The organism is Nitrosococcus halophilus Nc 4 (assembly GCF_000024725.1).
In the GTDB taxonomy this organism is placed as follows: Bacteria; Pseudomonadota; Gammaproteobacteria; order Nitrosococcales; family Nitrosococcaceae; genus Nitrosococcus; species Nitrosococcus halophilus.
In genome coordinates, this window is the sequence record NC_013960.1 from 2,286,259 (window position 1) to 2,298,641 (window position 12,383).

The window sequence follows — 12,383 nt, forward strand, 5'->3', positions numbered from 1 at the left end:
CCGATGTGAAAGCGCGAGGAGCGGTAAAGACCCCAAGACCAAGGTCACCCCTTCGTCGAGGACCGCGAGGAATCGCGAATTCTCCAGGTTGATGAAGTTTTGTAGGAACAAAATTGAAATCAGTCATGGCGAAACTCCAAAAGTTATGACGCTCAGGGCAATGTTGTCCAAATGGTGATTTTGGACGCAAAAGCTAAAGGATTATTGCCCCTTGTCAACGAAGAAGCAGCCTAAACACTTGCGTTCAATCTAACGCAGCAAAATCATCTCTCAAATACTTCAGACCAATGGCGGCTGTCCGCTCAACTCCACTTACTATTAAGCCTGTTGTCGACCCGGTGATGACCATCTTCCTCCGTATCGCGGTGTTTGCTTTTCTGGTTTTGGGGAGTAGTTTAGCTGTCGCCCAGAAAGCCCCCCCCGCAGCGGCTATCGCCAGTGCCCACCCCCTTGCTACCCGTGCCGGGCATAAGGTGCTGGAAGCGGGGGGTAATGCGTTTGATGCGGCGGTGGCGATGAGCGCAGCCCTGGCGGTGGTGGAACCTTACAGCTCCGGGCTGGGAGGGGGCGGATTCTGGCTGCTCCATCGCGCCAAGGATAATGTCGAAATCATGATTGACGGCCGAGAACGGGCTCCCCTTGCGGCCACCTCTCAAATGTATCTTGATGATGCAGGTGAATTGATTGAGGGAGCCTCTGTCGATGGGCCGTTAGCAGCGGCAATCCCCGGTCTGCCAGCGGCACTGGCCCATCTGGCAGCGCATTATGGTCGCTTGTCCCTCGCCGAAACTTTAGCCCCCGCCATCGGCTATGCCCATGGGGGATTTGAGGTGGATGAGCCTTACCGCCGCCGGGTGGCCTTTCGCCTTCCTGTGCTTAAGCGCTGGCCCGCTGCCAGTCGGGTGTTTTTGAGCAATGGAAAAGTACCCACCCTAGGGGAGCGGATTAAACAACCCGCCTTGGCGGCTACCCTGGAAGCTCTCGCTGCACGGGGCGCGGCAGGTTTTTACCAGGGGCCGGTGGCAGAGGCCCTGGTAGACGGCGTGCGAGCTGCTGGAGGTATTTGGCGTTTGGAAGATTTAACCCAATATCAGGTGGTGGAGCGAGAACCGGTGCGGGGTAAATACCGTGGTTTTAATATTATTTCTGCGAGTCCCCCTTCTTCCGGTGGCATCGCTTTGCTGACCATGTTGAATATCCTCGCCCAGGAGGATTTATCCACCCTCTCAGGGGCGGCTCGTACCCATTTCATTATCGAAGCCATGCGCCGTGCTTACCGGGATCGGGCCCAGTACTTAGGGGACCCGGATTTTGTGGATATTCCAGTGGAAAGGTTGAGCCATCCTTATTATGGTGCCGGATTGCGGGCTGGCATCCGCCTCGACCGGGCAACCCCTAGCGCCCATCTTCCTGGTATTGGAAACCAGGAAACCGGACCACATACCACGCATTTTTCTATCATCGATCGGGAGGGAAATTGGGTCGCCGCCACCTTGAGTATCAACTACCCTTTTGGCTCTGGTTTCATGCCTCCCGGTACGGGGGTTTTACTTAACGATGAGATGGACGACTTTGCGGCTGCCCCCGGCGTACCCAATGTCTATGGCCTGATTGGCAATCAAGCTAATGCCATTGCGCCTGGGAAAAGGCCCTTGTCCAGCATGACCCCTACCTTCGTGGAGGACGAACGCGGCGTATTGGTATTGGGAACGCCTGGGGGCAGCCGGATTATCACCATGGTATTGCTTGGCCTCCTGAATCATGTGGAGGGGGCGGATTTAACCCGCTTAGTATCGCAACCCCGTTTTCACCACCAATATTTACCCGATGAGGTGCAATATGAACCCCAGGCTTTTGATGACAAACTAATTCGGCGTTTGCAAGCTTTGGGGCATCGCCTGACACCCCATGAGCGGCGGTGGGGGAATATGCAAGCCCTGTTTTGGGATCGAGTTCGAAACCGGGTTGAGGCGGCCAGTGATCCCAGGGGGGTGGGGCAAGCGGTTGTTCGTTGAGAGCCGGAAATACATGTTGATGAGGTGTTGAAACGGTTGCGTGCCGTGCTCCATCCATAAGATGTTCTAGGTTGTGTTTTAAATGGGGAGAATTGAGCAAATTAATGGGGGCTAAGTCCATCCGTTTCAGGTATGAGCTTGCCGGAAACGGCCTCAAGGCCTTATTGATGTTGATGCGCGCCCCTTCGGGCCTCCGGCGGAAGTCCCGATTCGCTCCCGGCGAATCGCTCCGGCCTACGAGGAGGCACCAATAAACAGCCTGTAGGCCGGATTAAGCGTCGCGTATCCGGCAAAACAATACTGCCGGTGCTCTATTCACCCCCTCATCCTTACCTTCTCCCGCCAGGGGAGAAGAAAAAAGGCACTACTGGCCGCTATATTGTAAAAAAAGGAAGTTCACTCGCCTGGCGGTAAACTCCCTGCTCGGTGATATAGGCACTGATCAAATCCGGGGGCGTAATATCAAAATAAATATTGCGCAGGGTTATCCCGGGCTGGGGCTCAAGGGCCAACTCCTCCGGCCCTTTTTCCTCTAGGTGGGCCTGGGCCGGCGAAGCAGATACCCGCTTAAAGGTTTCGCTGGCCACATAGAAGGGGATATTTTGGCGGCGGGCGGCTAAAGCGAGTAGCAAGGTACCGGCTTTGTTGATTACGGAGCCATCATTGAGCAGGGTGTCTGCGCCCACCACAATCGCTTTGGCCTTTCCCACAAAGAGCCCCATCTGGGCGTCGGTAATCAAGGTCGTGGCAATTCCCCATGCGGACAGTTGCCTGGCGAGCCTATAGCCTTCCTGGAGCGGCCGGGATTCGGTCACAACGGCGTTAACCCCTTGCTCTTTCAATATCTTAAAAGAAGCCACCACGGTAGAGCTGAGGCTGTGGGTCATCACCGTCGCGCTCCTACCTACCAGCGCTGCTGTTTGCCGGGCGATGGCAGTGACTGCCTGTTGGGATTGATCCTGTAGTTGCTGGGCAAGGGCCACTATTTTTGGACGCAGGCTGGCCACCTCTTCCTGGGGGAGACAAACTAGGAGGGATTGCCAGCGTCCTACTAGATTCTGGACGGGAGCCATACTGGGTCGGGTTTGCCGGAGCCGATTAGCGATGAGGTTTAATTCGGTGATAAGGCCACCACAGCTTGTGGCCGGGCTGGTTTGGGCTCGGTTAGCCAGCAAGGCGAGACTGCGCCGAGCCAATTCGCTGGCCCCGTGTTCCCGATCCTCGGCAAGAATTGCTATCTCATCTTTCATGGGGGATAGACTTGAGCAAGGGCCTCAGCAAGGGCAGGAACGGTGGGATAATCGGATAATGCTGTGGGGGTTACCCAGCATAGCTCGGTGTTTTCCCAATCTAAACGGATAGCCTCAGGATGTTCAACCTGGAATAGGAAAGGGTGAACTTCCCACAGTACCGGCGAATCAGGGTCATCCACGGAGAGTGGTGGGCCACTCTTGAGCAGGGTAATGTCTTCTCCCTTTAGCCCGGTCTCTTCTTGGATTTCACGGAGGGCCTGCGCTAGGGGAGTGGGATCTTCTAAATAGCCGCTAATCCCTGACCAGCGCCCTTGGTAGCTGCCCACTCGTTGGCTGCGGCGGACCAGCAATATCTTGCCTTGATGTTCCAAAAAAACAGTGACAACTTGGCGGATGGGCTTGGGAGTAGGTGGTTTCATTGCCCTCCTGGGTTAGTTGGAAAATCAGCGGATACTCCTTCAAGATAGACTAGCCTGTATTGCGCATCCCCGCGGCAATAGCATTGATAGAACGCAGCAAGGGATCGATCCAAGCTTGGCGTTCTACGGGGGTGAGCAGGGGGTCGCGGGTGCGCTGGATGAGGGTGAGTTGGATATGGTTGAGGGGGTCTAGATAAGGGTCCCGACGCCTCAGGGACAAGGCCAAGGAGGGATTTTCCTCCAGTAGCGTGTGAGCGCCCACAATATGGAGCACTTGCGTCACGGTGCGCTGATATTCGGCACTGAGCATGGCAAAGATTCGCTCTCCCGTCTCGGGATCGAGACACAACTCGGCGTATTGTTGGGCGATGCGCAACTCGGCCTTGGCCAAAGACATTTGGATATTACTCAGCATGGCCCGAAAATAGGGCCATTCTTGATACATGGCTTGGAGTTTTGCAAGCCGATCGGGGGCGCCGGCCCGCCATTGCTCCAAGGCGCTGCCGATGCCATACCAGGCGGGGAAAGTGTGGCGGGCTTGGGCCCAACCAAAGACCCAGGCAATGGCCCGTACTGAGGCCTTGGAGCGATCGCCTTTTTTCCGGTGGGAGGGCCGGGAGCCAATATTCAAAAGTCCAATTTCATTGACGGGAGTGGCTTCGTAGAAATAATCTTGAAAACCGGGCGTTTCCTCCGTAAGTTCCCGGTAGGCCCGCTCGCCAGCTTCGGCTAAAAAGTCCATGACTCCGAGATAGTCGCGCTTTTCTTCTTGGGGGGGCTGGACGAGGCAAGCGCTCGCCTTAATCAAGCCGCTTATTCCCATGTCTAGCTCATAAATGGCAGTCTCGGTGTTGCTGTACCGAGAGGAGAGCACCTCGCCTTGTTCCGTGAATTTGATTTGACCGTGGACTGTACCCCGAGGTTGGGACAGGATAGCGTCAAAGGTGGGGCCGCCGCCACGGCCAATGGTTCCCCCCCGGCCATGGAAGATGCGGCAATCTACACCCCGGTCGCCAGTCAGGGCGGTGACTTTCTTTTGCGCTTCATACAGTTTCCAGGAGGAGGCCAGAATTCCCCCGTCCTTACAGGAATCCGAGTAGCCAATCATGACTTCTTGCTGGTTACCAGAAGCCTGGAGTAGGGCTTGATAACTGGGATCATCGAGCAGAGCGGTCATGACAGGCTCGATATGCTCCAAATCCTCGATGGTCTCAAACAAGGGGGAAATCTGGAGGTCGCAATGCCATTGACCTTGCTGGTGTTTAGCCAAGCCAGCGAGATGGCCTAGGAACATGACCTCTAGGACATGACTGGCGGCATGGGTCATGGAAATCACATAGGTGCCAAAGACCCGGGGGCTGACCTCCCGGCGCATTTGGGCCATGACGTCAAATATTTCAAGGGTTTCCCGGGTAGGGGGAGTCAGTTGCTCCCGGTCGATGGGGACTCCTTCTTCACGGGCGAGCTGTTCGGAGAGCAGTTGTTGACGTTCGGTCTCTGAGAGATCAAGGTAAGCGGGGTGGAGTCCTGCCTGCTTTACTAATTCAGCGACTGCCTCTGTATGGCAACTGGATTCCTGGCGAATGTCCAGTTTAAGGAGGTAAAACCCAAAACTTTCTACCAGGCGAATCAGATCTTGTAGTTCTCCTGCTGCAATGTTGCCATCGCCATGGTTGATAAGACTGTCGCGAATGAGGTAAAGATCCTGAAGGAATTCATCCTCAGAGGGATAACCTACACCGCTAGGGGGGCTGAGCCCGCTCTCTGGCTTAAGATGTAGCTCCACTGCCCGTAAATTATCAAGCAGGCGGTAGCGCATCAGGTAGAGCTTGCGCCGGTAAGGCTCATGACTAAAGCGGGTAGGGTTGCCGAGGAGGGCCTCTGGGCAGTCATTAAGATCCTGGTTAATGCTGTCCATCAGGGCTGTGGAGGGTTGGATGAGGGGAATGGAGTGAGTCAGGATACGCATCAATTCCCCAATGCGCTCGAGGTAATGCCGCAACGCCATCCGCATTTGCAAGCGCACTGCCATGGCAGTGATCTCCGGTTTGACATTGGGATTGCCGTCCCGATCTCCTCCAATCCAGGATCCAAAGTGCAAAAAGCTGGGTACTCGGATTGTGGTATTTTCAGGGAGATCATCCCCATAGACTTTGTGAATGGCTTCTTCCAGTTGGCGATAGGTTTCGGGGACTGCTTGGAATAAGCTGACTTTGAAATAGAACAGGCCATTGATGATTTCATCTCGGACCTGGGGCCGGTGAGCCCGCACTTCGTCAGTCTTCCAGAGGACTTGAATCTGCCGTTCTAATTGACGGTGCAGTGCTTCCTCCTCCCGTTGACTCAGTCGAGCCTCGTCCAGAAGTTTGCTGGTGAGGAAAATCTTGCGGAGGTGTTCCATTACCGTGCGCCGCTTGGCCTCAGTGGGATGGGCGGTAATGACAGGAATATAAGCCAGGCTATCCAGTAGAATTTGAAGTTGCCCAGGCCCAACTCCCCCATTTCGTACCTCCTGTAGGGTCTCTTCAAATGAGCCCCGCCAAAGAGGTCCCCCCGCATCAATGCGGCGTTGCCGTTGGCGGTGTTGGTAGGCCTCCTCGGCAATATTCGCGAGACTGAAGTAGATGCTAAATGCCCGCACCACTTGGGTAAGCGTTTCCACATCTAGCTTACTGATAAGGCGCAGTAGCTGGATTCGTTTATCTGGATTCTCTTTTTTGCGTAGGTTGATGTAGCCCTTGCGCAAGGCTTCTACAGCGGCGAATACTTTTTCCCTCGACTGGGCTTGGATGACTTGGCCCAGTAGATTGCCAAAAAGCTTGACTCGGGCACGCAATTCCTTATCGCGCCAGGGAGTGGCATTCTTGGTTTGATCCGGGGACACGGAAGCTATTGGTGCGGGTTTGGCTTCGGGGATTTGTTTCATCATGGGTGTCATTATAACCTGTATAGCTTGGTCTGGCGCATCTGGCCTTGAAGGAGTGCATGGACGCACGACGACCCCCTAGCGAGAGTGCGCAGCTTTGCGGAGCATCGAGCGCGAGGGCCACATAACTTGTTGTTCACTGTGGCGCGTTTCGGTAACATCGACCTCAGGCTAGGGTGTGGTCTCAATAGGGAGACCTTGGGGTTGTTATCAGAAGATCGGCCATGATGTAAAACCCGACCGGCACATCCCTTTTGGCTACCGCGAGGAGCGCGGGAAGTTAGGCCTGTGGAGGGGCACAGCCTCCCGACGATACCAGGGTCGGCCTGGGACAATAGGGGCCTCAATGAAGCAGGAAACGCGCAGAGGGCAACCGGGCAGGAGCCCGGTCGGCGAAAGCAGATAAGCCGATAATTGTCACTCATAAGCAGCGAACTCCGAGGCTAAGATACACCCCTATTTATACTTTGGCATGGGGCTAATTTGGGACGAGCCGGCGATAAAGGTGGAGGTAGGCCTTAGCGCTAGCCCGCCAGCTAAAGTCCTGTTCCATGCCGGTCAGGGCGAGTTGGCGCCATAGGCTGCGCTGGTGATACAAAGCCAATGCCCGTCGGATGGCAGCAAGTAGGGCGGAGGGGGTAGGCTCTGTGAAGATGAAGCCTGTGGCCCGTCCTCGGCGGAGGTTTTCTTCGGTTGCATCCACCACGGTATCGGAGAGACCCCCAGTGCGGCGCACAATCGGCACAGTGCCATAACGTAAGGCATAAAGCTGGGTTAGGCCGCAGGGTTCAAAGCGAGAAGGCATGAGGAAGATATCAGCACCCGCTTGGATGCCATGGGCGAGCTGTTCATCATAGCGGATGGACAATCCCATTTGGTGGGGGTAGCGGGAAGCAAGTTTTTGCAGGGCATGCTCATAGTCTTCGTCGCCTTGGCCTAGAAAAACCACTTGGACCTTTTCAGAGAGTAGCTTAGGTAACGCCCTGAGGATAAGGTCAATCCCTTTTTGTTCTACTAACCGCCCGACAAAACCCAGCAGGGGGATAGTTTCGTCTTCAAGCAAGCCATAGTGGCGCTGCAGTGCCAACTTGTTAAAGGCTTTATGGTGCCAACAGCTTTTGTCATAGGGTTTCTCGATGAAAGTATCGTGGATTGGATCCCAATGCTGGTAATCGGCGCCATTGAGAATGCCCGTAAGGTGTTCTGCCCGCCGGCGAAGCACGCCGTCCAGGCCGCAACCAAATTCTGGGGTCAGGATTTCCCGGGCATAGGTGGGGCTGACGGTGGTGAGCCAATCGGCAAATACCAGTCCCCCCTTGATAAAGGAAAATTGCTGGTGAAACTCTAAAGCATCGGGGGACCACCACCCGGAGGGCAGTTTTAAGGCTTCGAACTGCTGGCGGGGGAACACCCCTTGGTAGGAGAGGTTATGAATGGTGAATAGCGTTGCAGGGCGATTTTTGGCTTGGCTGAGAAGCGGAGGAAGCAGCCCTGTTTGCCAATCGTTGCAGTGGATGATATCAGGCTGTCGCCCCAGTGCTGGATGACTTGCAAAGGCGGCAATGGCTTGGCAGAAAGTAGCAAAGCGTGAGGCATTGTCTGGCCAATCCTGGCCATTTTCGTCTAAATAAGGGTTGCCTGGGCGGTCAAAGTATTCAGGACTGTCTACCAACCAGACGGGGTTTGGCCCCTCGGGGAGTTGGCTTTTCAAAATGCGAACTGGCCTTGGTGTTGAGGGAAGCTGCAAACAGGCCACTTCTGTCAGGTTTCCAAGGTGGATTTTGCAGGCAGGGTAGGCCGGTAGGATGATGCCTACGTCCTGTCCTAGGTGGGCGAGTTCCACGGGCAAGGTGCCGGCGACATCACCCAAACCGCCCGTTTTGATTAGAGGATGGACCTCACTGCTGGCAAAAAGGATTTTATACACTTTGATGCCTCGAAAAATCACAAAGCTTATTCGGCCACAAGGTGCATGTCATTAAGTTAGACAGATTATTTTTGATTTTTTTGTTTTAAAAAATGGAAAATTAAGCTTAAGGTATAGCAAAACCATACCCGCGCCGGGAGGTCGGTGCTTAGACGCAATAAAAATTGTCTGCAAAAACTAGATATATTTTTAACAAAAGCCCATTAGTATACCAAAATTTGATTTCATGTGCTAATCAGAATATTGTGCCGGGCTTTTAAGTTCTCACCCTGGCGGATGGTTATATTCTCTCTCCTGCTGAGCAACTTGAATGCTGAGTGGGCGGGTGAGGACCTTGAAAAGGACGATCTAAAATCCAGGCTATAGTATTCCCTATGGCCTTTGTGATCGCCAGGTGAGGTTAATATGCTTGCATCCTGTACTTTCGTAATTTTCGGTGCTACCGGTAACCTAAGCTGCAATAAGCTATTGCCTGCGCTCTATCATTTAGAGGTGGAGCAACGGCTGCCCAATAAAATGGCTATCATAGGTCTTGGACGTCGAGATTGGAATACTGAGCACTGGCGCCAATGGGTGGCTGAGAAAATTGAGTCGAAGGCAAGAGGGGGCCTAGATAAAGCGATTTTAGCCCGTTTTCAACAACGATTGTATTATTTTCAGGGGGATCTTGCGGAAGCGGACACCTACCCCCATCTTAAGGCCTACCTGGAAGAGGAAGCTCAGGCCTTTCCTGCCAATATGGTGTTCTATATGTCCATCCGTCCGGCAGAGTTCGGCGTGGTTTCCGATAATTTAGGTGTGGTGGGCCTTAACTCAGAAAAAGACGGTTGGCGGCGGTTGGTGGTGGAAAAACCTTTTGGCTATGATGTGGACAGCGCTGAGCGCCTGGAAACTCGGTTGCATCGATATTTTGCCGAGCGTCAAATCTTTCGCATCGACCATTATTTGGGGAAGGGGACGGTGCAGAATGTGTTTGTTTTCCGCTTTGCTAATTTGATGCTCGAACCCCTCTGGAACCGTAATTATATCGACCACATTCAAATCACCCATGCAGAAACACAGGGGCTTGAGGGGCGGGCAGGGTATTACGAAGGGACTGGTGCTCTACGGGATATGATCCAAAGTCACCTTTTACAAATGCTTGCCCTAGTGGCAATGGAACCCCCGCCGAGTATGGATCCGGAATCCTTGCGGGATGAGAAAGTCAAGGTATTGAAGTCCATCCGCCCTATTCCGGCAAGCGCCGTCAATGCCCATGCTTTTCGGGCCCAGTACGCACCCGGCACCTTCCAGGATAAAAAAGTGCCAGGCTATTTGGAGGAAAAAGGGGTCGACAAGGATAGCACCACGGAGACTTATGCGGCCCTCAAGCTTTATATCGATAATTGGCGCTGGCGTGGTGTACCGTTTTATTTGCGCACGGGCAAACGGATGGCGACGACCACCTCCCAGATTTCGATCCGTTTTAAACATGTGCCTCAGCAGCTATTTCGCCAAACCCCCATCCATCGCCTCGAACCCAACTGGCTCTTGCTTGGCATCCAACCCAATGAGTGCTTACGGCTTGAACTGCAGGTCAAGGAGCCAGGGCTGGAAATGCGGGCCCATACCACGACTTTGGATGCCGCCTACTGTAGCCGAGGGGAAATTAAACTGGATGCTTATGAGGCGCTGCTTTTGGACGTTATTGAGGGAGATAATTCCCTATTTTTGCGTTATGACGAAGTGCGCTGGGCTTGGCGGGTGGTGGATCCCATCCTTAAGGTGTGGGCAAGTGAGCGGGAGTTTATCCATAGTTATGGGGCGGGCAGTTGGGGGCCGTCTGAAACCTCGCGCTTGTTTGACCGTGATGACCAACGCTGGCGGAATACTCTTTAGAGATAAAAACCAATGACACAACAAACGCTTTTGATCACAGGGGGGGCTGGTTTCATCGGCTCTGCCGTGGTACGGCATTTCATTGAAAACACAGACCAAAGGGTGATTAATGTGGATAAACTCACCTATGCGGGTAATCTGGAGTCCTTGGAATCTATCGCCTTCCATCCCCGCTATGAATTTGTCCATGCCGATATCTGTGATGGGGGGGCGATGGCGCAACTCTTTGCCCAGTATCGGCCCCATGCCGTGCTGCACTTGGCCGCCGAATCCCATGTGGATCGCTCCATTGATAGTCCAGTGGATTTTATCAATACCAATATCACCGGGACCTATACCTTACTGGAAACAGCCTTAGATTATTGGCGAAAGCTTGATAAGAGCGCCCAAGCCCAGTTTCGCTTTCACCACATTTCCACCGATGAGGTTTTTGGCTCTTTAGGTGAAACGGGCTTATTTCATGAAGACTCACCCTATCAACCCAATTCACCCTACGCAGCGAGCAAAGCCGCTTCTGATCACCTGGTGAGGGCTTGGCATCATACTTATGGATTGCCGGTTTTGATCACCAACTGTTCCAATAATTATGGTCCCTACCAATTTCCGGAAAAACTCATTCCCCTTATGGTGCTGAATGGGATTGAAGGTAAGCCCCTCCCTGTTTATGGCGCGGGTGACAATGTGCGGGATTGGCTTTATGTGGAAGACCATGTGCGGGCTTTGCAAATCGTCCTGACTGAGGGACAGCCAGGAGAAACCTATAATATTGGTGGGCATAACGAACAGACCAATATCGAAGTGGTTGAACTCATTTGCCAGCTACTCGATGAACTGCTTCCCGAGTCCCCCCACCGGCCTCACCGTTCTCTCATTACCTTCGTGTCGGACCGACCGGGTCATGATCGACGGTATGCCATTGATGCGGGAAAAATCGCTAGCGAATTAGGTTGGAGACCGCAGGAAACCTTTGAGACTGGGCTGCGCAAGACCCTTCAGTGGTATTTGGATAATCAGAAGTGGTGTCAGCGGGTACTCGATGGCAGCTATCGTCGAGAGCGTTTGGGCACAAGGGGGCAAGTCTATGCGTAAGGGAATTATTCTTGCCGGGGGGTCGGGGACCCGGTTATATCCCGTCACCCAGCCGGTTTGCAAGCAACTGCTACCTGTCTATGACAAACCAATGATCTACTATCCCCTCTCGGTATTGATGTTAGCGGGTATCCGGCAGATCTTGGTGATTTCCACTCCCCAGGATTTGCCTCGTATCGAGCAATTATTGGGGGATGGCTCCCAGTGGGGGCTGAGTTTTTCCTACCGGGTGCAACCCCGGCCCGAGGGAATCGCACAAGCCTTTATTCTTGCCAAAGACTTCATCAGGGGAGAACCTTGTGCTTTGATACTTGGAGACAATATTTTCCACGGGGACGATCTTTCTTTACTGCTCCAGGAGGCCGCCAAGCGGGATTCGGGAGCCACGGTATTTGCCTATCCTGTTCATGATCCAGAGCGTTATGGAGTCGTTGAATTTGAAGATGGTCGCAAGGTTTTGAGCATTGAAGAAAAACCTGCCGCGCCCAAATCCCGTTATGCGGTGACAGGCTTGTATTTTTACAATGAGCAGGTAGTGGAAATAGCAGAATCCCTGACTCCCTCAGCTCGGGGAGAGTTGGAGATCACGGATGTTAATCGACACTACTTAAGAGAAGAACAACTGTTTGTGGAAGTGATGAGCCGCGGCATGGCTTGGCTAGATACGGGCACCCATGACTCCCTGTTAGATGCCGCCTTATTCATTCATACTATTGAAAAACGCCAAGGACTGAAGATTGCTTGTCCCGAAGAGATTGCCTATCGGATGGGCTATATCGGCGACGCAGATCTGGAGCGTTTGGCCGGACCGCTGCAAAAAAGCGGTTATGGTGACTATTTGTTGAATTTATTGCGTGAAAAAGTTTATTAAATCTC

The 12,383-nt window shown here is 53.5% G+C and carries 8 protein-coding genes; 4 read left to right on the plus strand and 4 right to left on the minus strand.

Annotated features, from left to right (window positions below):
• Window positions 1–341: 341 nt before the first annotated feature.
• The gene (gene ggt, locus NHAL_RS10750) at window positions 342–2,015 is read left to right on the plus strand and encodes a gamma-glutamyltransferase (protein WP_041355646.1); all 1,674 of its coding nucleotides are present in this window, start codon (window positions 342–344) and stop codon (window positions 2,013–2,015) included.
• 374 nt (window positions 2,016–2,389) lie between these two features.
• Here the strand turns inward: ggt and NHAL_RS19855 are convergent, their stop codons facing one another.
• The 4 genes from NHAL_RS19855 to glgA form a co-directional block, all read right to left on the minus strand.
• Window positions 2,390–3,265 carry an eIF2B alpha/beta/delta subunit family protein gene (locus tag NHAL_RS19855; RefSeq protein WP_013033165.1) on the minus strand — a complete coding sequence of 292 codons (876 nt, stop codon included), beginning with the start codon at window positions 3,263–3,265 and terminating at the stop codon, window positions 2,390–2,392.
• Window positions 3,262–3,687 (minus strand): NUDIX domain-containing protein, encoded by a 426-nt coding sequence (locus NHAL_RS10760; protein WP_013033166.1) that lies wholly within the window; start codon window positions 3,685–3,687, stop codon window positions 3,262–3,264. The genes NHAL_RS19855 and NHAL_RS10760 overlap by 4 nt, the downstream gene beginning before the upstream one ends.
• A 49-nt stretch (window positions 3,688–3,736) precedes the next feature.
• Entirely contained in the window at window positions 3,737–6,625 is a 2,889-nt protein-coding gene (ppc, locus tag NHAL_RS10765) for a phosphoenolpyruvate carboxylase (protein ID WP_013033167.1), read from the minus strand.
• A 466-nt stretch (window positions 6,626–7,091) separates the two neighbouring features.
• Complete coding sequence (gene glgA / locus NHAL_RS10770; protein WP_013033168.1) at window positions 7,092–8,540, minus strand: glycogen synthase GlgA; 1,449 nt, start codon at window positions 8,538–8,540, stop codon at window positions 7,092–7,094.
• A gap of 405 nt (window positions 8,541–8,945) precedes the next feature.
• Between glgA and zwf the strand changes: the two genes are divergently transcribed.
• The 3 genes from zwf to rfbA are packed head-to-tail and all read left to right on the plus strand — an operon-like array spanning window position 8,946 to window position 12,378.
• Window positions 8,946–10,418 (plus strand): glucose-6-phosphate dehydrogenase, encoded by a 1,473-nt coding sequence (gene zwf, locus NHAL_RS10775; RefSeq protein WP_013033169.1) that lies wholly within the window; start codon window positions 8,946–8,948, stop codon window positions 10,416–10,418.
• Window positions 10,419–10,430: 12 nt separating this feature from the next.
• Window positions 10,431–11,507: a dTDP-glucose 4,6-dehydratase gene (gene rfbB, locus NHAL_RS10780; protein WP_013033170.1), complete on the plus strand. Its 1,077-nt coding sequence runs from the start codon at window positions 10,431–10,433 to the stop codon at window positions 11,505–11,507.
• On the plus strand, window positions 11,500–12,378 hold the full coding sequence (rfbA, locus tag NHAL_RS10785) for a glucose-1-phosphate thymidylyltransferase RfbA (RefSeq protein WP_013033171.1): 879 nt from the start codon (window positions 11,500–11,502) through the stop codon (window positions 12,376–12,378). The genes rfbB and rfbA overlap by 8 nt, the downstream gene beginning before the upstream one ends.
• The last annotated feature ends 5 nt before the right edge of the window (window positions 12,379–12,383 follow it).

What these genes read in the sequence shown, in the direction of transcription:
- ppc (WP_013033167.1), bottom strand. Translation starts at nt 6,625, where the DNA reads ATGACACCCATGATGAAACAAATCCCCGAAGCCAAACCCGCACCAATA.
- rfbB (WP_013033170.1), top strand. Translation starts at nt 10,431, where the DNA reads ATGACACAACAAACGCTTTTGATCACAGGGGGGGCTGGTTTCATCGGC.
- zwf (WP_013033169.1), top strand. Translation starts at nt 8,946, where the DNA reads ATGCTTGCATCCTGTACTTTCGTAATTTTCGGTGCTACCGGTAACCTA.
- NHAL_RS10760 (WP_013033166.1), bottom strand. Translation starts at nt 3,687, where the DNA reads ATGAAACCACCTACTCCCAAGCCCATCCGCCAAGTTGTCACTGTTTTT.
- NHAL_RS19855 (WP_013033165.1), bottom strand. Translation starts at nt 3,265, where the DNA reads ATGAAAGATGAGATAGCAATTCTTGCCGAGGATCGGGAACACGGGGCC.
- rfbA (WP_013033171.1), top strand. Translation starts at nt 11,500, where the DNA reads ATGCGTAAGGGAATTATTCTTGCCGGGGGGTCGGGGACCCGGTTATAT.
- ggt (WP_041355646.1), top strand. Translation starts at nt 342, where the DNA reads ATGACCATCTTCCTCCGTATCGCGGTGTTTGCTTTTCTGGTTTTGGGG.